This window comes from Archangium violaceum (genome assembly GCF_016887565.1).
Taxonomy (GTDB): Bacteria; Myxococcota; Myxococcia; order Myxococcales; family Myxococcaceae; genus Archangium; species Archangium violaceum_B.
In genome coordinates this window covers 4,506,050-4,529,838 of the sequence record NZ_CP069396.1, presented here as the reverse complement: position 1 = coordinate 4,529,838, position 23,789 = coordinate 4,506,050, and the positions used below count along the sequence as shown (strand labels likewise).

The window sequence follows — 23,789 nt, the reverse complement described above, 5'->3', positions numbered from 1 at the left end:
CGGCGCCCGGAGGGTCCATGAGTCAGGTGAGTTCCCCGAGGGAGTTGAGGGAGTGGGTGGTGCGGGCGGCACGGGGGGAGACGCCTGCCTTCAGCGAGCTGTACCGGCGGACCCGCCCCCTGGTGGCACGTTTGACCTCCAGCTTCGCCCCGCTGGACCCGGACGAGGTGGAAGACGTGATCCAGGAAACCTACGTGCGCGCCTTCAAGGCGCTCCCCCGGCTCAAGGAGCCGGCCGCCTTCGAGGCCTGGCTCCTGTCCATCGCCCGCAACCGGGCCCGGACCCGGCTCGAGCGCAAGGGCCAGACGCGCCGGCTCGGCGAGGAGAACCCCGACCCCCAGCCGGAGACGGTCGCCCTCGTCCCCGAGGCCCTCCAGCTCGAGCGCGACATGGCCGTGGTCCGCCAGCTCATCGACGAGCTGCCCGAGGGCGAGGAGAAGAAGACGGTGTACCTCTTCTATGTGGACGGCCAGCTGTCCGCCCGGGAGATCGCCGAGAAGCTTGGCGTAGGAAAGAGTGCCGTGACGATGCGCCTGGAGCGCTTCCGCGCCCGGATCAAGCAGGAGCTGCTCCGGCGCGTGCTCGCTGGACGGTGGGAGTAAGTGGGATGAGACACCTGGATGCCGAAGCCCTGCGTACCCTGACGGCCGGTGAGCCGGAGTCGGTGGCGTACTTCCGCGAGCACCTGACGCACCCGTGCGAGCAGTGCATGGAGTTCCTGGCGAAGACGCCGGGACCCGGACTGCTCGATGGGCAGGTGGATGCCCTGCTGCTCCACCTGGCGCCCGGCCAGCCGGAAGAGCCCCCGCTCGACGAGGTGGGATACGCCCGTATCCGCCGGGGTCTGCGAGGCCCCTCCCCCGTCTGGCGCAAGGTGGCCGTGGGCGTGGCGCTCGCCGCGGGCCTCGCGGGGCTCGTCGTCCTCACCCGCGTCCAGGTGCCCCATGGGCAGGAGACGGCGAGCTGGGACGGGCTGAAGGGCGTGGGCCGTCTGGCCCTGGAGATGTCCGTGGTGGCCCGCGAGCCGTCCGGAAACCTGCGCCGGATGGATCCAGGCGCCGCCGCCTCGGACAACGAGGTGCTGGTGCTGCGCTACCACTCCACCGAGGCCGGTGAGGCCCTCCTCTTCCAGCGGCGCGACGGCATGGAGCCCGAGCTGCTCGGCCAGTTCCCGCTCCAGGCTGGCACGCATGAACTGGAAGGCCCCCAGGGCCTCGTGGGCCTCAGCCTCGAGGGCGAATCCGGCCCTCTCACCGTGTGGCTGGTGGGCTTCCCCTCCGGACAGGCGCTCCCTCCCGACGAGGTGCGCGAGGCACTCACCCGTGGCGACATGGAGGAGCTCTCGGCATTGGCCGTCAACAGGTTCGACCTCCTCGTCCACCCGGATAAAGGGCACAATCCCGTCCCACGGTGAGACGCATCCTCTTCACGCTCCTGGCGGTACTCGCGGCTTGCGCGAGCCCGGGCTCGCTCGAGAAGGGCGGCAAGGGCGGGCTCGTGTCCGTGAAGGTGGACGAGACAGCGCTCTCCGACGCCTACGCCCCCCGGCGCCTGGCGCTGCTGGTGGGCGTGTCGCAGTTCCAGGACAGCCAGTGGCGCAACCTGCGCTACTCCTCCAAGGACGCGGAGGATCTGGCCGCGGCGCTGAGGGATCCCGGACGCGGCCACTTCGACCGGGTGCGCGTCCTCTCCCGGCCCGAGGAGACGACCCGCGCCTCCATCCTCGCCGCGCTGCGCCAGCTGCGGCAGGAGGCCACCCGGCCGGATGACGTGGTGGTGGTGTACTTCTCGGCGCACGGCACGCTGGCCCGCGACGGCAAGGGCGAGCTCAAGCGCTACCTGGTCACCACGGACGCCGCCTTCCGGGACATTCCGCAGACGGCGCTGTCCATGGACGCGCTCAAGTCCGAGTTCGACCAGCTGCCCTCGCGCCGCCGGCTGATGGTGCTGGCCACGTGTCACAGCGGCAGCGGCAAGTCGCTGCTGCCCCGCGAGCTGGAGGCCGAGCTGGCGGGCATCAAGTCCGGCTTCTACGCGCGCCCCATCGAGGAGTCGAGCCGTGCCTCCATGGTCTTCGCCGCCTGCGACTGGGGCGAGACGGCCCGCGAGGACGAGGGGCTGCGCAACGACATCTACACCCACTTCCTCATCAACGGGTTGAACGGGGCCGCGGACCGCAACGTCGACGGCGCCGTCACCGCCACCGAGGCCCACGACTACGCGCGCCGCCACACCTATGCCTTCACCGAGGGGCGGCAGCGGCCCTCGGCGGAGATCCTCGAGGTGGGCGCGGATCCGGTGGTGCTCTCCGGGCGGATCGACCGGATGGGCCGTCCGGAGCTCTTCTCGTACAACCCCCGGCTGGATGGCTTCACGCTGAAGGTGGATGGCGAGACGCGCACGGAGCTGCCCGGAGGCGCCGCCGTGACGCCCGGCCGCCGCACCGTGGAGCTCACCAAGGGGGACAACGTCCTCATCCGCGAGGTGGTGGACATCACCGCGGGCGAGCGCCTGCCGCTGGAGCGGCTGCTGTCCCAGGCCTTCCCGCGCCGCTCTCTGTCGGTGATGGGCGGCATGTTCTCCTTCGTGGACGCGCGCAGCCGCGACGAACTGCTGCCGGCCGCGCCGGAGCTGGCGGTGGTGCTGCGGTTGGAGGAGCGGCCGCTGCCGGACCTCAGCCTCGTCTTCGACGTGAGTGGCAGCCGGGGCCGGCGCAGCCTCAACCTGGTGCCCGGCGGCTCCGTGCCCTTCACCTACACCTCGCTGTCGCTGGGGGCCGCGGTGCCCTACACGTGGCGGTGGGAGCGGCTGTCGCTCTACGCGGGGCCGCGTGTGGCCGCTCTGCTGCTCCAGCGGTCCTTTCAGACAGAGGCCTTCACCGGGGCTCAGCAGTACTTCACCTTCAGCCCGGGCGTGGTGGGTGGCGTGGTGTGGCGTCTGAACGACCGGCTGGAGCTGGCCGCGCAGACGCAGCTGATGCTGACGTACGTGGTGGTGGATGGGCAGGGGCAGGCCGTGGGATTCTCCGGTGGATGGGCCGGCGTGGGGTACCGCTTCTGATGCGCCAGACCGTCTACTACAGCGTGATGATGACCCTCGCCGTCGCGGTAGGCGCGTGCGGGGGATTCGACAACACTCCCTTCCGGACGGGCACCGTGCGGGGCCGTCTCACGGAGGCGGACCCGTCGGTGGCCCTGGTGTCGCTGGTGGGCGACCCGGCGCTGCGCGGCACCGTGGCCGAGGACGGGAGCTTCGTGTTGAAGAACGTGCCCGCGGGTCCGGTGGAGCTCTTCATCCTGGCCTCGGCGGACAAGGCGGTGCGCCTGCCGGTGCAGGTGCCCGGGGGCGGCTCGGCGCACCTGGAAGAAGTGGTGCCGCGCGAGGCCGGCTTCCTGGCGCTGCGGGTGAAGGCGCCCTCGCACCAGCGCGTGAGCGACGGACAGGTCTCCGTGATGGGCATGCCCTTCCAGGGCCTGCGGCTCGACGAGGACGGCTGCCTGCGCCTGGGTCCCCTTCCGGATGGCTGCTACGACCTCGAGGTCTCCGTCCCCGGCTACCCGGTGAAGAAGACGAACGCCTGCGTGAAGGAGAGCGAGCAGAAGGAGCTGAAGGTCCAGCTCTCCGAACCGGACGATGACCTCATCAAACAGGGTTGCACCGTCACCGGCTGCGAGCGCGGCACCCACTGTGCCTCGGATGGGCGGTGCGTGGAGTGCACCGCGGATGACCAGTGCACTCCGGGCTTCTCCTGCCGGAGCGAGCGCTGCGAGGGGCCCGGCGTCCTGTGCGCCGCCTGCAATGGGGACTGGCAGTGCATGTCCAGCGTGCGCTGCGAGACTCTCCCCAGGGGCCTCATGGCCTGCGTGGCGCGATGTGACGGCAAGACGGAATGCCCGCAGGGCTTCACCTGCCAGGGTACGTGGTGCCTGCCCCAACAGGCCCAGCTCGCGAGCTGCTTCGCGTACCGGCAGGTGGGCGCCTCCTGCGACGGAGACGAGCGCTGCAGGGCCCGCGGCATCGTCCAGGGGCTGTGTGTCGAGGAGTCCTGCACCTTCCGCTGCACCTCGGACACCGAGTGTCCCGAGGGCTTCGCCTGCACCGAGACGGCCGTGGGCGCCGTCTGCCGTCCACGACGTTAGGATTCACGGCGTGTTTTGAGAATCTGGGAAATTCGCAACACACATACACTTGTATTGTCGCGAGGTTTCAAGCTTGCGATGCGAGTGAATGCGCCGGGGAGGACTGTCCAGAACCACGAGCGGGGCGCCAGGATTAGCGCTACCCTGGGCAGCCATGAGGAAGAACAACTGGCTACTCGGCATCTTGATGACAGCGCTGGCGCTGTCTGGCTGTACCCCCACTCCTGGAGGAAACGGCAACGGCAATCCAACGGCGGATGGCGGGCGGGACGGCGGGGACTCGACGGGTAACGACGACGGCGGCGATCCCGACGGGGGCGGGGGCGAGGTCACCCTGAAGTCGATCACGATCTCCCCCGCCAACGCGACCCTCTCCGTCACGGGCACCACGGGCGTCACCCAGAGCTACACCGTCACCGGCACCTACACCGACAAGCACACCGAGGACGTGACGGGCCAGGCCAGCTTCTTCATCGACAACACGCAGCTGGGCTCGTTCAGCGGCTCCACCTTCAAGTCGAGCGCCACGGTGGGCGGCACCAGCTACGTGCGCGCGCAGATCGGCACCACGTCCGTCTCCACGCAGATCACCGTGAAGATGGCGCAGAAGCTGCCGGACAGCGCGCCCGGCTCCTCCACCCTGCCCTCGCAGCCGGAGTCGCGGTTCGACGGCCAGGTGGAAGCCACGCGCAAGCCGACGCTCGTCTACCCCAACAGCGGCGTCATGGTGCCGCCGAACCTGGGGCAGTTGGAGATCCACTTCCTGCCCGGCCCCACCAGCAACACCCTCTTCGAGCTGGCCTTCAGCAACACCGTCACCGACGTGCGCGTCTACCTGCGCTGCTACCTGCCGGACAACTTCACCCTGCCCACGGGAGTCTCCCGCGGCTGCATCTACACGCCCTCGGAGCAGGTGTGGAAGTTCCTCGCGGAGAGCAACCGCGGTGGCCAGCCCGTGCGCGTCATCCTGCGCGCCACGGGTGACACGGGAGGCACGGTGGGCGTGTCCGATCCCATCACCATCCAGTTCTCCCGCGCCGAGCTCAAGGGCGCGCTCTACTACTGGACCACCACGGGCAGCACCCCCGGCGTCATGCGTTATGACTTCGCCGACCCCAACAGCAAGAAAGCCTCCGAGGTGTTGACCAAGAACAACATCAACGACTCCGGCATCTCCTGCGTGGGCTGCCACGCGCTGAGCCGCAACGGCAAGAAGGTGGTGGCCGAGGTCCAGGGACAGAACGATGGCCGCCTGGCCCTGGTGGACCTGTCCAACTTCACGCCCGCCAGCAAGACGAACATCGTGTCGACCAGCACCGACGACAAGAGCATCTTCGAGTCGTGGAACCCGGACGGCAGCAAGTTCGTCGGCGTCTACACCGACAGCGGCTCCAACAACCACAACCTGCTCCTCTTCGACGGCACCACGGGCAAGCGCACCGGCGTCATCGCCAACACCGGCACCCAGGCCAATCCCGCCAACCACCCCGACTGGAGCGCGGATGGAAAGACGATCGCCTACACGGCCGTGGGCATCCGCGAGACGAACCAGCGCATGGGCAAGGGCGCCATCAAGGCGGTGACGCAGCAGACGGGCGGCGCCTGGAGCGCGCCCTTCACCATCGTGCCCGCGGTGAGCGGGAAGAACCGCTACTACCCGGCCATCGCGCCCAACAACTCCTTCCTCGTCTACAACGAGTCCACCTGCCCCACCGCCAACACCGAGAAGGAGAAGTACTGCAACGCGGACACGGATCCGTCCGCGAAGATGTGGGCGGCGAAGCTGCAGGCCAACGCGACGCCCGTGGAGCTCGCGCGCATCAACGCGCCGGGCCCCATGGACAAGGGCAACACGAACCTCACCAACAGCTACCCGAAGTGGAGCCCCTTCGTGACGCGGGGCAGCGCGAGCGAGAGCAGCCAGCTGATGTGGACGACGTTCTCCTCCAGCCGCATGTACGGCCTGCGCCAGCCGCCCAAGGGTGGCGACGAGTACCCCGACAGCGGCACGCTGCTGTGGATGGCGGCGGTGGAGGGGGGCAAGCTGGAGAAGGGGGAGGATCCGTCCTACGCGGCCTTCGCCCTGCCCTTCCAGACGCTCAACACCTCCAACCACATCGCCCAGTGGGCCGAGTACTTCGTGGTCAACGGGTGCTCCACGGTGGGCGAGAACTGCACCGGAGCGGGCTCGTGCTGCAACGGCCTGAACTGCGTCAACCCCACCAAGGATCCGCCCGTGCCGTGTGACGTGAGCGGCGGCTGCGTGTGCAAGGCGCCCCCGGCCCTGTGCGGAACGGCCTTCGAGAAGTGCTCGCAGGTGGCGCCCTGCTGCGATGGCATGCGCTGCCTGGACGACGCCGGCGCCGAGTGCACGGGTGACAACTGCACCTGCCGTCCGCCGTGCTCCGGCATCGGTCAGCCGTGCGGTGCCAACTCCGCGTGCTGCGACGGCCTGCGGTGCACCAGCTCGGCCAACGGCACCGTGTGCAAGGTGCCCATCCAGTAGCTCGAGTGGTCCGGCGGCTCCGGGGAAACACCGGAGCCGCCTCTTCGCTCAGGGAGACAGGACGAGGCCGTCCGCCACGCTCTCGTCCACGGCGGCCTGGATGTCGGCCTCGGCCACGCCCGTCGCCTCGGCCACCCGGGACGGCGTGAGCCCCTCCAGCGCCATCTTCACCGTGAGCAGCGAGCGGTCACTGGCGGCCACGAACATCGTCACCAGCCGCTCCGGGTGCCGCCACAGCAGCGCCATCTCCTGCCCCGGCTCCGGCTGTCCCTGGCCCCGGGCGCGCACGTAGGCGCAGAGCTGGAAGGGGTGCTCCAGCACCACCAGCGTCGGGTTCACCGTCAGCCGCTCCACCTTCTCCGGCACCGGCTCCAGCGACGCGTACACCGCGAAGTCCGTCCACTCGAAGCGCGCCAGCGCGGGCAGGAAGGTCGGCAACCCGCGCCGCTCCACCTCGTCCGCGAGGAAGCCCGGGAAGCCCTCGCCCATCCGGTTCATCTCGAAGGGGCGCGGGGGCCGGCTCGCCTCGTACGCCCGCACCAGCGCCTCCCACCGCTCCTCGCCCACGCCCACGCGCGTCAGCGGGTAGAGCTTCTCCAGCGTGGCCCCCACGTGGTGGCGCACCAGGCGACCGTAGAGCTCCACCCGCGAGCGCGGCGCGTCCCAGCCCGGGTGCGCCCCGTACAGCCGCTCCACCCCCTCGGGGCCCGGGTTCGCGAAGTACTCCGCCATCGAATCGAAGAAGCCACGCAGCCCGGGTTTCATCGCCCCTCCACCCGCGCCAGCACCGCGCGCGCCCGGTCCGCCTCGTCCAGCACCGCGTCCAGCGAGGGAATGTCCTGATCCCATTCGATCAGCGTCGACACCGGCCCCGTGCGCTCCAGCACGTAGCGGTACAGCGTCCACACGTCGTCGCAGACGGCCGCCCCGTGCGTGTCGATGATGACGTCCGGCAGCCGCTCGTGCCCCGCCAGGTGGATCTGCACCACCCGCTCCAGCGGCAGCGCGTCCACGAAGGCCCTCGGGTCATACCCGTGGTTCTGCGCGTTCACGTAGACGTTGTTCACGTCCAGCAGCAGGCCGCAGTCCGCCTCCTCGGCCACGTGCCGCAGGAAGGCCGCCTCGTCCAGCGTGCCCCCCGGCATGCGCGCGTAGTAGCTCGGGTTCTCCAGTAGGAAGGGCCGGCCCACCCGCTCCTTCACCTCGCGCACCCGCGGCACCACGTGCTCCACCGCCTCCTCCGAGAAGGGCAGCGGGAGCAGGTCATACAGGTACGCCCCACCCAGCCGCGTGTAGCAGAGGTGGTCCGAGAAGAAGGGCGCGTCCACCCGCTCCACCAACGCCTTCAGCCCCGTGAGGTAGTCCCCGTCCAGCGGCTCGGGCCCGCCGATGTTCAGCGCCACGCCGTGCGGCAGCGTCGGCCAGCGCTCCACGCACGCGTCCAGCGCGCGCTGGGGACGGCCTCCGAGCGTGAGGAAGTTCTCGGGGATGATCTCCACCCAGTCCAGCGCGCGAGAGGTCTCCGGGAGGCGCGCGTAGAACTCGCGCCGCAGTCCGATGCCCGCCCCGAGCGGCTTCAATCCATGTCTGCGCGCATAGCTCGCTGGCACGTCGATGACTCCCCTTGAAAAAGACGCGGGCGGCGAGAGGAGACCCCCTGCCGCCCGGAAGACAACCCCCGAGAGTCTCGGGAGGCGCGATGACTACTGGGGCTTGGTGGCGCCGCCACAGCTGGCGTTACCACACGAGTGCTCGCTGGCCTTCTCGGCGGTGGCGGTGCTGGCGGTGTCGTCAACCTGCCGGGCGGCCGAGACGTCGACCTTGCAGGCGTACTCGCTGCCCCTCTCCGAGGAGACGGAGGACTTCATGGGCTTCGCGGTCGCACAGCCGGTGGCGAGCGTACCGAGGGAGAGCGTACCGACGATGGCGGCCATGGCCTTGACGTTCATGGAACTTCCTTTCGAACTTCCTGGGTGGGAGATGGGGACTGCACGTGGTGGGGAGTCCAATCACCCGGGAGAGTGCGTGCGCGGTCTGACATACGCGGTCCGGTCTCGTCGGGTTACAGGCTCCTTTTCTCCGGGCGCATCGGCTATCTGGCGGGCTCGGAGCGCTTGCCCACCAGGGCCTCACGCACCTGGCTGTCACGCGCCGGGCCGAGCTGGACGCCGAGCGGTCCGGATTCCACACCCAGGGCTTGTAACAGAGCATCCTGTTCAGAAAAAGACGGTGCGGACAGATGGCGTGACAGCAACGCGCGGAAGAGTGGGCGGCCCGCCAAGGCATCCACCGCCATGGCGAAGTCATCCAGACTCGCGGTGGAACCGGCGCGCGCGAGCCGCTCGAGGACATCCTCGAGCCCCTGGCGGTTGCCGGTGACGCGCCGCAGCTCCACGTCGAGGTGTAGGGCGAAGAGCGCCCCCGTCCAGTAGGTGCCTACATAGGAGTCCCCCTGGTCGATGACGTCCTGCATCGTCCGGGTGCCCACGGCGCGGCGCCCCCGTGCGAAGCCGTCCAGGATTTCCTCCCAGGCACGCTCGGGCGTCTGTCTGCCCGAGCGCGCGCGCGCCACCTCCGTGAGGTAGGTGGCCAGCCCCTCCGACAGCCAGCTGACGCGCGGAAGGAAGATGGGGTGCGCCAGGTGGAGGAGCTCGTGCACGGCCACCCAGTCGCGGGTGAAGGATCCGGGCGTCGCGTCCTGGCCGACGAGCAGGGAGACGCTCGGGGGCGAGCTCCACAGCACCATGCCGAAGAGGGAGGGATTGTCGCGCCGCGGCACGGGGACGATGCGCACGGTGACGCGCGGGTACGGGAAGGTGCGCCGCACCGTCATCACCTCCTCGGCGGCCTGGCGCACCCACGCACACAGGGCCGCATCCTCCACGTGCGACATGCGGCCGAGCACCGCCACCTCCAGCACCGCGCCCGGCGGGCGCACGGTGCACCGCCTCCCACCGAAGCCGTGGAAGCCCGAGTCCACCAGGTCCACGCCCCTCAGCCGGTAGATGCCATCCGCGTCCGGAGCCCAGGGCAGCAGCGCCTCCGTGTCCTGGACCACGAGCTCCGCGCGCAGCGACGGCGTCACCACATGGGGGCGCAGCAGCCAGGCCCGGCCCGCGACGTGCCACGCGTCCCCCTCGCCCAGGCCGGTGAAGAAGGACGCATGTCCGTCGCGGCCGTGCGCGCTCAGCTCATAGCGGTAGAGCAGGCGGAGCGTGCCCGGCGGAGCGAGGACCCCTCCCTCCTCGGACACCGGCAGCGCCCGCTCCGAGCCGTCCTCCCCCAAGGCGCGCACCTCGGACACGCCTCCGGGCAGGGTGAAGAGGAACTTCCGGGGGGCCTCCTCCCGCAGGCGGAGAAGCTCCACCTCCAGCGCACGCTCGGGCTCCCGGACATAGGTGACGAGATAGCGCAGCGCCGCCGGCTCTCTCTCGGGCCCGGCTGGGGAACGCAGCGCCCCCATGTGGCACCCACACAGCATCCACCCGAGGACCACCCACAGAGAGAGGGAATGGCTCGGCCAGCCACGAAGGGGACGAGAAGGAAGCACGGACCTCGCAGCCTCGCCCAACACCTCCGCGCAGGCGAGCGCCCGATCAACCCCCATGCCCCCGGGCCGTGCTCCACTCCGCGCCTCCATCCCACCGCCGCGCTGTTACACCTCGTTGGTAAACCTTTGACAGCCCCATGAACGATCTGCCTCCACGGGTCGACGGGCTGGCGAAAAACACCAATGAATCCAATTGGTTGAACTCCGACGAACGGCTCGGGAGGAGAAAGGTGGGGGTCCACCGTTCCCTGACGGACAGGCCTCATTCTCCCCGAAAACGCTCGTTGCAAATCGGTAAAAGGCTCCGCACAGTGGGCGTGTCGGAGGTGACGGGTACTTGGAGTGAGGGACCTGTCCGGGACACTCAGAGATGAACGAGAATGCACTCAACGCGAACGTGGGTTTGAAGCTGCGCAGCCTGAGGCTGGCGCGGAACATCAAGCAGACGGACGCGGCCAAGGACCTGGGGGTCTCCCCGGCCTATCTGAACCTCATCGAGAAGGGCAAACGCGTCATGCCCTTCCCTCTGCTGTGGAAGGCGCTGCGCTACTTCGACCAGGACCCCGAGCAGTTCATGTCCACGCTCGGCGAGGGCCGGGTGGACGAGGCCCTGGCGAAGCTGCTGGACGAGCCGCTGCTCAAGAGCCTCGACATCGATCCCGAGTCGCTGCAGAGCCTGTCGGCGGAGCCGAAGCTGGCGGGCACGGTGGCGGCGCTCTTCAACCTCTACAAGAACACGCGCACGCAGCTGGAGAACGTGCTGGCGCAGCTCAACGCGGAGGAGCGGGCGCGCACGCAATCGGCGCCGGGCAGCTCGGCGGGGCCGGGCCTGCGCTTCGACTACTCGCCCTTCGACGAGGTGAGTGACTTCCTCCAGACGCACCACAACTACTTCCCCGAGCTGGAGGAGCAGGCCGAGGCGCTGCGGCGCGACTTCAAGCTGGGACGCCTGCTGACCAGCGCGCAGCTGGTGCCACTGCTGGAGGAGCGCTTCGGTTACCGGGTGCGCTTCGAGGCCGCGGCCAGTGGCTCCTCGGTGGTGCGCCGGTTCGATCCGGAGAGCCAGGAGCTCATCCTCTCGCCGGACCTCACCGAGCAGCCGCTCAAGTTCCAGCTCGCCGCGTCCATCGGACTGATGGTGCTGGACCGGGAGAAGCTGGTGGAGCGGATCGTCGGCGCGGTGCGCACGCGGCACGCGGAGACGCAGCGGCTCATCAAGGTGAACCTGGCCAACTACTTCGCCGGCGCGCTGATGCTGCCGTACGGGGACTTCTTCAAGGAGGTGGAGCGCACGCGCTACGACGTGGAGCTGCTCTCCAACCTCTTCGGCACCACGTACGAGACGGTGGCCCACCGGCTGTGCAACCTGTCGGATCCCAAGCGCAAGGGCCTGCCCTTCCACTTCCTGCGCTCGGACATCGCCGGCAACATCTCCAAGCGCTACAGCGGCACCGGCATCAAGTTCGCCACGGGCGGCGGCTCGTGCGGCAAGTGGGCCGTGCACCTGGCCTTCCTCAACCCGTCGCAGATCACCCGGCAGTACTCGATGATGCCGGACGGCACCTCGTACTTCTGCTTCGCGAAGGTGCAGCTGCAGCCCATCGAGGGATCCATCGTGCGTGGCACGGCGTACTCCATCGGCCTGGGCACGCACGCGGAGAACGCCAAGTACCTGGCTTATGGCCTGCCCACCACGGACCTGCGCAAGGACGCGGTGCCCAGCGGCATCTCCTGCCGCTTCTGCGAGCGCACCGACTGCAACCAGCGCGCGGCGGCCAGCTACCGCTTCGCCTTCTCCTTCGACGAGTACACCAAGAAGGACTGCTTCTTCTCTCCCCTCCTCGTGCACGAGGCCGGCCGGGGCGAGCACCGCAACGGCGAGAGCCGCAACGGCAACGGCGAGCACCGCGAGTCCCAGCGTGAGCCACCACGTGTGGAATCACTGGACAAGCCGTCGCGTCGCCGCAACAACTAGGCCGAGGAGCACCGAGCCTTCTTCATCATGAGCCTGACCGATACCGAACGCGCCCACATCCTCGAAGCCATACAGAACCAGCGCAACGCGCTCGCCCAGACGCGCATCACCGGAGAACCGGCGGAGATCGGCCGGGGGCTGGTGCACCTGGCCGAGTTGCACGGAATGCTCGAGGACCACGCCGAGAGCCGCCGTCACTACGAGGAAGCGCTGGGCTTCTTCCAGACGGCGGGAGACAAGCACGGGCAGGCGCAGGTGCTCTTCGGGCTCGGGGTATCGCGCGCCCACTTCGAGGACCACCGGGGCGCCATCGAGCACATCGCCAAGGCGACGCTCCTGTTCAACGAGCTGAAGGATCAGGAGAACGAGGCGCTGGGCCGGGCGGCCATCGGCGAGTCGCTGCGCTCGCTGGGTCAGGCGAGGGGCGCCGAGGAGAAGTATCAGGAGGCGCTGCTCCTGTACCGGCAGGCGAAGAACGGGCCGCGCATCGCCCAGTTGCTGATGGACATCGGCGACATCCGCATGGAGGCGGGCGAGTACGAGGCGGCGCGCAAGCGTTTCGCCGAGGCCATGCCGCTGCTGGAGAAGGAGGGAGATCCGGAGCCGCTGGCGCTGTGCAGGCTGCTGCTGGGCGAGGCCGAGGGTTTGTTGGGCAACCACAACTCGGCGCGTCCGCTGCTGCAGTCGGCGGTGGATCTCTACACGGAGCTGCACGACCACGTGTACGAGGCGCGAGCCCGGTGGGACCTGAGCATCGCGTACACCTTCGGGCAGGAGTGGAAGCTGGCGCGCGCCGAGCTCGAGGCGGTGATTCCCCTCTTCGAGGAGCAGGGCCGCCAGGAGGATGTGGCCAAGGCCCGGAAGGTCCTGGCCCACTTCGACGCGCGCGGGGTGTGAGAAGGCCGCGGGCTGGGGATGGCCATCCATTGCTGGCCCTGGCCACGCGGTGTGGGGTGGTCCTTGTACTCGTGTCGGCGCTCGCCGGCTGCACCACGGCATCCAGCGGTCGAGTGCTCCCTGATTGGCGCCAAGAGGCGTCAAGGTTCAGAGCCCCCCTCGTTCCCACTCCGTCGCCGCGACTCCTGCTGGCCATGGGTGACGGCCCGGCAGTGAGTGGGGAGCCCACCGGCCCGATGGTCCAGGGGTGCAACGTCCCGGGTCGGAAGCCTGACTCGCGAATGCCTTGGGAGCTCTTCCTCGGCAATGCGGCGCACCGGCTGATTGCCTACATGTACAAGGTGAATCACCCGGATCGCGAAGCCTACTACAACACCGAAACACTCCGGACCATCCTCTCGGAAAAGGGCCTTGGGGACGCGTCCATCCTCCGTCCGGACGAGCGCAAGCTATGCCCGGACATCACGGATGTTTCCAGCCGGAGCCTCTTCGAGATCAAACCTTGGAATGAACGAGGGCTCCTGGAAGGCCGTGAGGAGGCGAGGAAGTATCTGGCCGCGCTGAACCGGGCCCTCCTGGTCGGCAGACCCTTCAAGGGCGGCACGGAGTTTCATGGAGAGATCCTGATCCGCTTCGCACAGGGGAAATACATCTGGCGCCTGAAGTGGGAAACCCCCGAGCCAGGAGTGGTCCAGTACCGATGGACGCGTAGCCAGCAGCGCTTCGACTCCGAGGCAGCGGCGTACGAGGCCGCGCAGTGGGTGGATCTCACCGAGCAGGAGATGCGGCAGTACGGCGGGTGGGTGGGGCTGGCCGTGGAAGGGATGGTCAACCGACGTGAGAAACTCGCCACCTTCAGCGGGGCCGTAGGCATTGTCATTGATGTCGTCGGCGAGCTCGCGACGGGTGTCTTTTCGGGTGCGATCCTGGGCCGGATGGGCTCGGGTACGAAAGCCCGGCAGCCTCCCTCCCAGGGAGGTGGGCAGGTCATTCCGTTTCCAGCCCGGCCCCCACCCACCGCTCCTCCGGCACGAATGCCCGCAGCGGGCATGTCTCTTCCTCAATGAGGAGCCGGTTTGTTAGGACGCACCCATGGAGCCTGGACAGTCCGCTTCGCTGCAACTGCCGTCCTTCCTGCATGGAACCTATTCCTCGGTTCAGCGGAAGACACGCAAGGAGGGACAGGGGTGCGGTGAGCAGTACCGGAAGAACGGCACCTTCCCCATGCCTCGAGAAATGCAGGAGGTGTCTCCCGGGGAGGTGGTGTTGACGCTCGGGGTGGCCGACTTCCAGCACGAGCGCCCGGCCTGGCGGCTCTACATGGTGTCCAACGTCATGGAGGCTTTGTGGGAGGCCCTGGAGGATCAGAACTCCCTCACCGTGAGGGATGCCTACGAGGAGTTCTTCCGCGGCACGGCCTGGGGCGCGCTGTTCTTCGCTCTCACGCAGATGGGCCCGGTGAGCGCCGAGCGCGCCGCCTCGCGCCTGCGCGCGGTGCTGCGCTTCTGGGAGCCACTCCAGACGGCGCGCTACCTCTTCATGAATCCGGGAACCGCACACACCCTGGATGAACTGATGGTCGCATCCTGCAACTGGGCCATGGATGCATGGTACCCGGTGGGCGAAGAAGCCTCGGTGCGCGCGCGCCTGGAGCTGGCGGTGGAACGCATGGCGAACGCAACCCGGGAGGACAGCATCGAGACAATCCTCCGGCAGATGCCGAGGGCGCTCTCCTCTGAACGCGGCTTGAAGCACCGGCAGGTTCTGGCCGACCCCGCCTTCCAGCGGGAGCGCCTCGCATCCCTCTCACCCCAGGCTTTCGAGCGGGTATCCGCCGCACGCACGGCGGATCTGCTCGGGCTGTTACATGACTGGGAGCACGAACTCGGAATGCAATGACTCGCAGCCGAGAGTCATCAGGCGTGGAGTCCCGCGCCCACCGCCAGCGCGAGCAATCCCAGCACTCCGGCCGCGTAGACGGCGTACCGCCACTCGCCGCGGATTCCCAGGGTGGTGCCGGCCACCACCAGCCGCACCACCGGAGTCACCAGCAGCGCCGAGGCCGCTCCCTTGCGCAACACGTCGATGGCCACGTGCACGGACTCGGACTCGGGCAGGGCCTCCAGCACCAGTGAGCCGAGGAAGAGCCCTCCGCTGCACATCGCGCCCGTGCGCAGGAGCCGGGAAATCCACCGCTCCCCCGCCTCCGCGCGCTTCACGTGCGCGGGGGTGTCGTCCACCACCGGGGCCACGGGTGCACCGGAGCGCGCTTGCTGGGGTGCGGGTGCCGCATCCATCAGTCCGGCGGGAGGCGCTCCCCTCATCTCCACCCGGAGCTCGTTCGTCAGTTCCACGGGAGCAGCCCCCACCGTCACCACGGCGGGAGCCGCCGCACTCGTCATCTCAGCAGACTCGGCCACAGTCCCTCCCCCCCCTTCCACAGCATCTGGGCCGCCACCAGCAGCAGCACCAGAGCGAACAACCGCCGCAGCACCGCCGTTGGCACGCGAGGCATCAACTGACTGCCCACCGACGCGCCCGCCAGCACTCCCACCACCAGCGGAGCCACCAGCGCGAGCTTCACGTGCCCGCGCCACGCGTAGGCGGCCACGCTCGCCGCCCCCGTCACGCCGATCATGAGGTTGCTGGTGGCACTGGCCACCTTGAAGGGTACCCCCATCCCCTGACTCATCAGGGGCACCTTGAGCGGACCGCCCCCCACTCCCAACAGCGCCGACAGGCTCCCGGCCACGAAGGAGCCGGAGATGCCCAGCGGGTAGTTGTGGGGCACGTAGTTCTCCACGCACTGCTCCCTCGGCGGGCGCGACAGCAGCATCTGCGCCGACACGTAGAGGGTGAAGAGGCCGAACACCAGGGCCACCCACGCCGGGGCCAGCAGGCCCGCCACCAGCCCTCCGGCGATGGCTCCCATCACCGTGGCCAGCTCCAGCGTCAGCCCCAGGCGGATGTCACTCAGCCGACGCTCCACGTAGCTGGCCGCCGCTCCGCAGGAGCTGGCCACCACGCACATGAGACTCGCGGGGACGGCCTCCTCCAGCGGCACGTGGAAGCCCAGCACCAGTGTGGGGACGAGGATGACACCTCCGCCGACCCCGAGGAGGGCACCTGTCGCACCCGCGAGGACACCGGCGGAGATGAGAAGGAGTACCGTCATACCCACGAAGAGGATAGGGGTCGCCTTGGCGATCGGATAGCGGCATTCCCCTTGACTTCCGTGGCTCGACTGGCCGGCCGCCCCTCTCTCCGCGTTCAACTTTCCAATGGGCGGAGGCGTGCTTACGCCGCGCACGCACCGATGGTGCCCTCGGGGAACTCCTCGAGGAAACGCGCACGGGCACGCGGCGTGAAGATGCCTCGCGCCATGTACGCCAGCAGACGCCGCAACACCGCGCGGGACTGCTCCACCGCGACCTCCACCTCGGAGGCGAAGTCGAAGGCGTCGTTGCGGTACAGCTCCTGGAAGCTCAGCTGCGAGTAGGCGGGCAGCGCCCTCATCCGTCCCAGCGGGCTGGAGAGGTACAACCCCGCCATGTACAGCCCTCGCGCCCACCCATCCACCTGTTGCTTGGTGGGCGCCTGCTGCAGCGTCTCCTGCGAGGCCAGCCGCACCAACTCGTAGATGCCACGGCCGATGCCCTTCACCGGGTAGCCGGCGCTCTTGGTCACCTCGAACTTCGAGCGCAGGCGCTGGCTGCCCACCAGGTCCACCCCGTGCAGCTCGCGCAGGTAGAAGAGCGTCTGCGTCCACTCGATCTTCCGGTGCGCGGCCAAGGCGTGCTCCCCCATGCGCCGGTGGCGCACCACCAGGGTGTCCACATGTGGATGGAGCACCCTGTCCAGGGACAGGTGGGTGAAGTAGCCGGCCAGCAGCGCGAGCCCCGCCTCGGTCCCCACCAGGGCTCCGGCGGCCACCAGCTCGGCCATCTTCAGGCCCATGCCCACCGGCGCGCGATCATGGTACAGCCGCGCGAAGTGGGGCCAGTCCGTCCCGGAGGAGCACGCGTTGAGCCCGCCTCGCAACCCGTCACACAGGGGCAGGTCGGGCAGCGCGGCACCGAAGCGCGCGTAGGCCAGGTCCTCGGACAGCGCGCGCACGAAATCCTCGGGCAGCTCTCCGGGATTGGCGGCCAGTCGCTCGATGGCGGTGAGATGCAGCAGCAACGAGGGCATGTGCCCGACGTATCCACCGCGGCGTGTCATTGCAACGACGGAGAGATGGACCGTTCTTGCCTGAAACATTCGTGGCGCTACAGTCGCCCACCCCTTTTCCAGGAGCCCATTTCCCTCATGAACTTCAGCTTCATCTCCGGCGAGGCCTCACGCGCGAACGGTGAGCTGCTCGTGATCCCCCTCTTCGAAGGAGAGCTCGGGGACAAGCCGCCCGCGTCGCTGGCGGGTGCCGACGCCCCGCTGGACGGCAAGCTCGCCGCCGCCGCCACCCAGGAGGGCTTCAAGGGCAAGAGCGATCAGTCCTTCGTGATGCACACGCTGGGCAAGCTCGAGGCCGAGCGCATCCTGCTGCTGGGCCTGGGCTCGCGCGCCCGGTTCACCCCCGAGGTGCTGCGCCTGGCGGCCGGCCGCGCCGCGAAGACGGCCCAGCGGCTCAAGGTGCGCACGGCCGTGTTCGCCGTGCCCGCGGTGGACGACCTCGTCTCCGCCCTGCGCGCCACGGTGGAGGGCCTGGAGCTGGGCGCCTACCGCTTCGAGCGCTACAAGTCCTCGGCGGCCAAGGAGGACAAGAACGCGCCGAAGCTGACCACGGTGCGTCTGGCCCTCCCCGGCGGCGCGGACAAGACGAAGGAGCACGACCAGGCGGTGGCGCTCGCGCAGCGCGTGGCCGAGGCCACCAACTGGGCGCGCGACCTGGTCAACGAGCCCCCCAACGTCGTCAACCCCGAGCGGCTCGCCCAGGCCGCCCAGGAGATGGGGCGCGCGGGCGGCCTCAAGGTGACGGTGGGCAACCGCAAGGAGATCGAGCGGCTGAAGATGGGGATGTTCCTCGGGGTGGCGCAGGGCAGCGTGAACGAGCCCAAGCTCATCCACGTGGAGTACACGCCGAAGAACGCCAAGCAGGCGAAGCTGCCCCCGGTGGCGCTGGTGGGCAAGGCCATCACCTTCGACTCGGGCGGCCTGTCGCTCAAGCCCACCGACTCCATGGTGGAGATGAAGACGGACATGGCCGGCTCGGCCGCGGTGCTCGGCGCCATGAAGGTGATCGCCGCCCTCAAGCCGCCCTTCCCCGTGCACGCCTTCATCGGCGCCTGCGAGAACATGCCCTCGGGCACCTCCTACCGGCCCAGCGACGTGCTCGTGTCGCGCTCGGGCAAGACGGTGGAGATCACCAACACGGACGCCGAGGGCCGCCTGGTGCTCGGTGACGTCATCACCTGGGCCAACGAGCACAAGCCGGCGGTCATCATCGACCTGGCCACCCTCACCGGCGCGTGTGTCGTCGCCCTGGGCAACTACATCGTGGGCGCCTTCGGTGACCACGACGCGACGGTGAATGACGTGCTGGAGTCGGCGCGCACGGCGGGCGAGGAGATGTGGCGCCTGCCCGTCACCGAGCTGCAGAAGGACGCGCTGCGCTCGGAGATCGCCGACATGAAGAACTCCGGCGAGCGCTGGGGCGGAGCCATCAACGCCGCCCTCTTCCTCAAGGAGTTCGTCGGCGAGACGCCCTGGGTGCACCTGGACATCGCCGGCCCTTCCGTGAGCCCCAAGGAGCGGGGCTACCTGGGCAAGGGCGGCACGGGCGTGGGCGTGCGCACGTTGGTGGAGTACGTGCGGCGCCGCGCGAGCCAGCTCGAGAGCAGTGGAGCCGCCGAGGAGGCTCCCGCTCCCAAGCCGTCGCGCGGCGGCCGGGCGAAGGGCTGAGGCCCCTCGCTCAGGTCTGATTGGGGATGACGGGCAGCGGGTGGACGCTCTCGAAGAGGGCGTTCACCGCCGCGGGCACCTCGTCCGGCGCGACCGTCGGCCAGGTGGCCAGCATCATGAAGACGTGGCCGGGGCTGCCATCCCGCACCACCACCCGGCCCCGCACGTTGTCGCCCACGGCGAAGTGGAAGCCCACGGCGCTGTCGGACATGGGCATCGGCTCGGGATCCGAGGTGACGAAGCCGGGCTGGCTGCGCAGGCCCATCGTCAGCTTCTCGGCGAACTGGGCCGGCGTGGCCACCGCCGGAGCCACCTGGAGGACAATCTGCGCGCCGCTGGCGCGGTGGCGGAGGACGACGGGAATGGCGAGCCCCTCGGGCGTCTGCTCGTCCGTCTGATCCAACGTCCAGTCATCCCCGGGCTGGGTGAGCTCGAAGCCCAGGGCCTGGTCCACGTAGCGTCGCGAACCGGACTCACCCGCGCCAATGGACTCCTCGCTCGCCACCGGGCCCGCCCCACCCGTCCCAGGATCGGACGGCTCCCTCACCGCCTGTTTGGCGCCGCTGCACGCCGTGCACGCCACGACCAGCGCCCAAACCCATACCCGCCTTGCACCCATGTAGCCTCCCCGACAACCAACCTTCAACCAACCTTGGGGAAACAAGCTGGAGACGGGGTGTAGGGGCGGCTAGGGGCCCTGGCCGGGGAACCGGCTCCGGTGTCAGGCGGCGGAAACTTCCTCGGCGATCAGGCGCGCGGCGGACAGAGGGTCCGCCGCGGTGTGGATGGGGCGGCCCACCACGAGGAGATCCGCGCCCGCGCGCACCGCGAAGGCCGGCGTCTCGGCGCGGCTCTGGTCCCCCTTCGCCGCGCCCGCGGGGCGGATGCCCGGAGTGCAGAGGAAGGGAGCGGGGCCGAGCTCGCGGCGGAAGGCCTCGGCCTCGCGGGGCGAGCACACCAGCCCGTCCACCCCCGCGCGCACGGCCAGCCGGGCCAGCCGCAGCGCCGCCTCCTCCGGAGCGCCGGAGAGCCCCACCGAGCCCACATCCTCGGCGGACATGGAGGTGAGCACCGTCACCGCGAGCACCCGGGGAGCCTCGTGGCCCTTGGAGCGGGCCCCCTCGCGCGCGCCCTTCACGGCGGCCTTGAGCATGGCCTCGCCGCCAGCGGCGTGCACGGTGAGCAGGGACGCGCCGAGCGCTCCGGCACGCGCGGCCGCCAGCTCCACGGTGTTGGGGATGTCGTGCAGCTTCAGGTCGAGGAACACCCGGGCGCCCAGCTTCAGGAAGGCGGCCACGGCGGCCGGGCCGTGCTCGACGAAGAGAGAGAGGCCCACCTTCGCGTAGGCCACGTGGGGAGCCACCTGCTGGTAGAGGCGCAGACCGTCGTCCAGCGGGAGATCCGCGGCGAGCGCGAGCCGGGCCCGCGCCTGAGAGGCGTCCGTCAAGAGAGTCCCTCCTGGAGATCCCTGTAGCTGCGGTAGAGCCGCTCGGACATCTCGCCCGGCAGCACGTTGCGCGCGGAGAAGAGCGCGTAGGAGACGAAGGCGTCGAGCGCCTCGAGCGTCATGGCGCGCGCCAGTGCCTCGTCGCCACTGGAGACGTTCTGGCGCAGGCGCGCCACGTCCACCCGGCCATCCGGGCCGAGCTGGACGCCCTCGTAGGCCGTCTCCAACCCGGGCGTGGGCGACTCGAGGAAGCCGCGCAGCAGATCCGGGTTGGCGCCCGCGAGGCGGATGGCGGTGTGGATCTGCGCCAGCAGCACGTTGAAGCGCTCCTCGGGGCTGAGGGGCGCCACGGGCGGAGGAGGCACCGCCATGAAGGTGCCGGAAGCCCGCCGGGGAATGAGCGGCGCGTTGGGCTTCTGCTGGAGGACGAGCGCACCGTCGCGCGAGCGCTCCTCCACCCAGGTGAGGAAGGAGAAGAGGCTGCCCTCCCAGAGCGAGCGCAGGGCGCCCAGCGTGGTGCCGGTGGCGGCCCGGGCGAAGAGGGCCTCCTCTCCGGGGGGAGGAGCCTCGGGTCCGGCCGACACGGGCATGTCGTCCGGGAAGTGCTTGCGCAGCCGCGCCACCACCTCGCCGCGCTTCATCCCCTGGAGGACGAGGTCCTTGGTGCGCTCCTGGAGCTTCACCGAGTCGCCCTCGGGCGGACGCCCCTCGAGGAAGAGGAAGCTGCCCTCGGCCATCTCGAAGAGGTTGAGCATCACCTCGCGCACCAGGTACGTCATGGCGCTGTAGAGGTTGGCCTCGGAGAGGAAGCCCTCGCGGGTGAGCACCGCGCCGATGCGCAGGGTGGGCGTCACCTTGCCCAGGGCCTGGTGGAGCTGCTCGGGGGTGACGAGGCCCAGCTGCACCACCACGGCGCCGAGCCGCTCATGGTGGACGCTGGAGACGGCGAAGATGGGCTGACCGTCGCGGAAGGTGACGGTGCGCTGCACCAGGCCGTGTTGGAGGATGAGCTGGCCGCTGCGGATGCCCGACAGCACGTGGCCGAGCACCTCCTCCACGGCCAGCGAGCTCAGGCTGCCCGCGAAGAAGCCGGTGAGGGCGGTGGGCTCCCGCAACAGCACCATCCCCTCGGGTGCATGGAAGTGCGCCACGAGGGGACGGCCGGGGGAGAGGCTGGCGGCGAGCGGACGCTCCAACTCGAGCGTCGTCGGCTCACCGCTCAGCCCCAGGCGAGGCGTGGCCTTGGGGCGTATCGCCACGCGCGGAGGCTCCTACTTCTTCGCCTTCAGCTCGGCGTCGATGATGCTCTTGAACTCCTCGATGGGCTGGGCGCCAGAGAGGAGGACGCCGTTGATGAAGAAGGCCGGGGTGCCGTTGACGCCCACCTTCTTGCCGGCCTCCAGGTCGGCGGTCACGATCGACGCCTTCTCGCCGGAGTCCAGGCACTTGTCGAACTTCGCGGAGTCCAGGCCCACCTTCTTGGCGTGCTCCTTGAGCTGGGGCACCTCGAGCGCCTGCTGATTGGCGAAGAGCACGTCGTGGTACTCCCAGAACTTGCCCTGGTCATTGGCGCACAGCGAGGCCTCCGCGGCCTTGGGCGCCTGCTTGTGGAAGTCCAGCGGGAACTGGCGGAACACCAGCCGCACCTGGTTGGGGTACGCCGCGAGCACCTCGTCCACCGTCTTGATGGCGCGGCTGCAGTACGGGCACTGGAAGTCGCTGAACTCCACGATGGTGATGGGCGCGCCCTCGGGGCCACGCGCGGGACCGGTGGCGGCCACTTCCTTGCGCTCGACCGGCGGCTTCGGCGGCTCGGGCAGGGTGATCTGCACGTTGTTGGCCTTCTTCAGCTCCTCGAAGTAGGCACGCGCGCGCTCCTGACGCTTGGAGCCGTTGAGGAAGTCGACGATCTGCGGCTTGACCTGCTCGAAGGTGGTGCCCGGGGGCAGCCGCTCCTTGGCCTCGTCGTACAGCTTCTTGATCTCCTCCTCGGGGGGCTGGGGGATCTTGCCGTCGATCTCCGCCTTCATGAGCTCTTCTTCGCTCACGCCACGCTTCTTGGCCTCGGCCGCCACGAGCTTCTCCACCACGAAGCCCTCGAGGCCCTGCTTGCGCAGCTGGTACTTCTGCTTCTCCAGGTTGGCCAGCGGCTCCTTGACGCGCTCGTTGAGCTCGCCAAAGGTGACCTTCTGACCGTCACCGTAGGTGGCCACGACGGTGTCGGCCGAGGGCTCCGCGGAGGTGGTGGTCGCCGTGGCGGCGGTCGCCGGGGACTTCTCCTTGTTGCAGCCGGAGAAGAGAGAAGCCGCCAGCAGCGCGGCCAGAATGGTGGAAGTAGAGCGCATGAGCATGGATAGGGGTCCTTAGTCGAGAAAACCCCGGACCCGCAAAGAAATTTCTCGGACTTCGCTCAGGCCACCATCGGCTCGAGGCCGAGCTCCGGCAGGCGCAGCTCCGGCAACTCCAGGTGCTTGCGGGCCGGGACGATCTCGTAGCTGCTGGGGTCGGCGAGGACGGCCTTGACCAGCTTCTGGTTGAGCGCGTGCCCCGTCTTGAAGGCCTTGAGGTGGCCGACCACCGGGCGGCCGAACAGGGAGATGTCCCCGATGGCGTCGAGAATCTTGTGGCGCACGAACTCGTCGGGGAAGCGCAGGCCGTCCGGGTTGAGGATGGAGAACTCGTCCACCACGATGGCGTTGTCCAGCGAGCCGCCGCGCGCCAGGCCCATCTTCTTGAGCATCTCCACGTCCCGGAGGAAGCCGAAGGTGCGCGCGCGGGAGATCTCCCGGGCGAAGCACCGGTCGGAGAACTCCAGGTCGAAGGTCTGCTCGGTGATGAGCGGGTGCTTGAAGTCGATGGAGCAGGAGATGCGGAAGCGGTTGCAGGGAGACAGGCTGGCCTCCTTGTCACCGTCCACCACGGAGACCTGCTTCTTGATGACCAGCAGGCGCCGGGGCTCCTCCTGCTCGCGCACACCGGCCTCGGCGATGAGGGAGGCGAAGGGCGCGGCGCTGCCATCCATGATGGGCACCTCGGGGCCGTCCAGCTCCACGCGCACGTTGTCCAGACCCATGCCGGCCAGCGCCGCCATGAGGTGCTCCACCGTGCTCACCTTCACCCCATCCCTGCCCAGCGTGGTGGCCAGGGAGGTGTCCACCACGTACTCCGTCAGCGCGGGAATGGAGACCGGGCGCGGCGTGTCCGTGCGCACGAAGATGATGCCGTGGTTCACCGGCGCGGGCAGCAACGAGAGGTTCACCGGCGCGCCAGAGTGAAGCCCCACCCCCTGGCAATGGACGGGCTGGGACAGGGTGCGCTGGTTGTACGGGTTGGAAGCCATGGTTCGGTGTCGCCTCTTCGATGCGGGTGCTTCACTG

General features: G+C 69.2%; 22 protein-coding genes. 10 read left to right on the top strand and 12 right to left on the bottom strand.

All coding sequences use genetic code 11. The annotated features are described in order from the left end of the window. The first annotated feature begins 17 nt into the window (after positions 1–17). The 5 genes from JRI60_RS18770 (at position 18) to JRI60_RS18750 (ending at position 6,645) form a co-directional block, all read left to right on the top strand. A complete protein-coding gene (locus JRI60_RS18770) occupies positions 18–602 on the top strand; it encodes an RNA polymerase sigma factor (RefSeq protein WP_204227231.1) in 585 nt (194 codons plus the stop codon). 5 nt (positions 603–607) lie between these two features. Further along, on the top strand, positions 608–1,414 hold the full coding sequence (locus tag JRI60_RS18765; protein WP_204227230.1) for a hypothetical protein: 807 nt from the start codon (positions 608–610) through the stop codon (positions 1,412–1,414). After that, positions 1,411–3,060 (top strand): caspase family protein, encoded by a 1,650-nt coding sequence (locus JRI60_RS18760; protein ID WP_204227229.1) that lies wholly within the window; start codon positions 1,411–1,413, stop codon positions 3,058–3,060. The genes JRI60_RS18765 and JRI60_RS18760 overlap by 4 nt, the downstream gene beginning before the upstream one ends. Then, a complete protein-coding gene (locus JRI60_RS18755) occupies positions 3,060–4,139 on the top strand; it encodes a carboxypeptidase regulatory-like domain-containing protein (RefSeq protein WP_204227228.1) in 1,080 nt (359 codons plus the stop codon). The genes JRI60_RS18760 and JRI60_RS18755 overlap by 1 nt, the downstream gene beginning before the upstream one ends. A gap of 154 nt (positions 4,140–4,293) precedes the next feature. After that, the gene (locus tag JRI60_RS18750) at positions 4,294–6,645 is read left to right on the top strand and encodes a hypothetical protein (RefSeq protein ID WP_204227227.1); all 2,352 of its coding nucleotides are present in this window, start codon (positions 4,294–4,296) and stop codon (positions 6,643–6,645) included. 48 nt (positions 6,646–6,693) lie between these two features. Here JRI60_RS18750 and JRI60_RS18745 read toward each other — a convergent pair whose 3' ends face one another. The 4 genes from JRI60_RS18745 to JRI60_RS18730 form a co-directional block, all read right to left on the bottom strand. After that, positions 6,694–7,410: a DNA-binding domain-containing protein gene (locus JRI60_RS18745; RefSeq protein WP_204227226.1), complete on the bottom strand. Its 717-nt coding sequence runs from the start codon at positions 7,408–7,410 to the stop codon at positions 6,694–6,696. Beyond that, on the bottom strand, positions 7,407–8,255 hold the full coding sequence (bufB, locus tag JRI60_RS18740) for an MNIO family bufferin maturase (RefSeq protein WP_204227225.1): 849 nt from the start codon (positions 8,253–8,255) through the stop codon (positions 7,407–7,409). The genes JRI60_RS18745 and bufB overlap by 4 nt, the downstream gene beginning before the upstream one ends. A gap of 93 nt (positions 8,256–8,348) precedes the next feature. After that, the gene (locus tag JRI60_RS18735; protein ID WP_204227224.1) at positions 8,349–8,594 is read right to left on the bottom strand and encodes a hypothetical protein; all 246 of its coding nucleotides are present in this window, start codon (positions 8,592–8,594) and stop codon (positions 8,349–8,351) included. A gap of 143 nt (positions 8,595–8,737) precedes the next feature. Continuing rightward, positions 8,738–10,108 (bottom strand): hypothetical protein, encoded by a 1,371-nt coding sequence (locus JRI60_RS18730; protein WP_204227223.1) that lies wholly within the window; start codon positions 10,106–10,108, stop codon positions 8,738–8,740. A 457-nt stretch (positions 10,109–10,565) separates the two neighbouring features. Here JRI60_RS18730 and JRI60_RS18725 point away from each other — a divergent pair, with 457 nt between their 5' ends. From JRI60_RS18725 to JRI60_RS18710, 4 genes are all read left to right on the top strand, one after another. Then, complete coding sequence (locus JRI60_RS18725) at positions 10,566–12,170, top strand: helix-turn-helix domain-containing protein (RefSeq protein ID WP_204227222.1); 1,605 nt, start codon at positions 10,566–10,568, stop codon at positions 12,168–12,170. A 27-nt stretch (positions 12,171–12,197) separates the two neighbouring features. Beyond that, a complete protein-coding gene (locus JRI60_RS18720; RefSeq protein ID WP_204227221.1) occupies positions 12,198–13,067 on the top strand; it encodes a tetratricopeptide repeat protein in 870 nt (289 codons plus the stop codon). Positions 13,068–13,348: 281 nt separating this feature from the next. Next, a complete protein-coding gene (locus tag JRI60_RS18715) occupies positions 13,349–14,134 on the top strand; it encodes a hypothetical protein (protein WP_204227220.1) in 786 nt (261 codons plus the stop codon). A gap of 25 nt (positions 14,135–14,159) precedes the next feature. Next, positions 14,160–14,966: a hypothetical protein gene (locus tag JRI60_RS18710; protein ID WP_204227219.1), complete on the top strand. Its 807-nt coding sequence runs from the start codon at positions 14,160–14,162 to the stop codon at positions 14,964–14,966. Between the two features lie 17 nt (positions 14,967–14,983). Here the strand turns inward: JRI60_RS18710 and JRI60_RS53445 are convergent, their stop codons facing one another. From JRI60_RS53445 to JRI60_RS18695, 3 genes are all read right to left on the bottom strand, one after another. After that, positions 14,984–15,487: a hypothetical protein gene (locus tag JRI60_RS53445; RefSeq protein WP_239470604.1), complete on the bottom strand. Its 504-nt coding sequence runs from the start codon at positions 15,485–15,487 to the stop codon at positions 14,984–14,986. Continuing rightward, positions 15,466–16,242, bottom strand: coding sequence for a sulfite exporter TauE/SafE family protein (locus tag JRI60_RS18700; protein WP_204227218.1), 777 nt, complete (start codon positions 16,240–16,242; stop codon positions 15,466–15,468). The genes JRI60_RS53445 and JRI60_RS18700 overlap by 22 nt, the downstream gene beginning before the upstream one ends. 122 nt (positions 16,243–16,364) lie before the next feature. Then, positions 16,365–17,258 (bottom strand): zinc dependent phospholipase C family protein, encoded by an 894-nt coding sequence (locus JRI60_RS18695; RefSeq protein WP_204227217.1) that lies wholly within the window; start codon positions 17,256–17,258, stop codon positions 16,365–16,367. Positions 17,259–17,375: 117 nt separating this feature from the next. On the opposite strand from JRI60_RS18695, the gene JRI60_RS18690 reads away from it, so the two are divergent. After that, positions 17,376–18,965 carry a leucyl aminopeptidase gene (locus JRI60_RS18690; protein WP_204227216.1) on the top strand — a complete coding sequence of 530 codons (1,590 nt, stop codon included), beginning with the start codon at positions 17,376–17,378 and terminating at the stop codon, positions 18,963–18,965. 10 nt (positions 18,966–18,975) lie between these two features. Here the strand turns inward: JRI60_RS18690 and JRI60_RS18685 are convergent, their stop codons facing one another. The 5 genes from JRI60_RS18685 to lpxC form a co-directional block, all read right to left on the bottom strand. Continuing rightward, positions 18,976–19,584 carry a hypothetical protein gene (locus tag JRI60_RS18685; RefSeq protein ID WP_204227215.1) on the bottom strand — a complete coding sequence of 203 codons (609 nt, stop codon included), beginning with the start codon at positions 19,582–19,584 and terminating at the stop codon, positions 18,976–18,978. 102 nt (positions 19,585–19,686) lie between these two features. Beyond that, positions 19,687–20,412, bottom strand: a complete 726-nt coding sequence (pyrF, locus tag JRI60_RS18680; RefSeq protein ID WP_204227214.1) for an orotidine-5'-phosphate decarboxylase — start codon at positions 20,410–20,412, stop codon at positions 19,687–19,689. Next, entirely contained in the window at positions 20,409–21,671 is a 1,263-nt protein-coding gene (locus JRI60_RS18675; RefSeq protein ID WP_204227213.1) for a DUF4388 domain-containing protein, read from the bottom strand. The genes pyrF and JRI60_RS18675 overlap by 4 nt, the downstream gene beginning before the upstream one ends. Positions 21,672–21,683: 12 nt before the next feature. Further along, positions 21,684–22,763 (bottom strand): thioredoxin domain-containing protein, encoded by a 1,080-nt coding sequence (locus JRI60_RS18670; protein WP_204227212.1) that lies wholly within the window; start codon positions 22,761–22,763, stop codon positions 21,684–21,686. Positions 22,764–22,822: 59 nt separating this feature from the next. Further along, positions 22,823–23,752: a UDP-3-O-acyl-N-acetylglucosamine deacetylase gene (gene lpxC / locus JRI60_RS18665; protein ID WP_239470603.1), complete on the bottom strand. Its 930-nt coding sequence runs from the start codon at positions 23,750–23,752 to the stop codon at positions 22,823–22,825. Between the last annotated feature and the right edge of the window lie 37 nt (positions 23,753–23,789).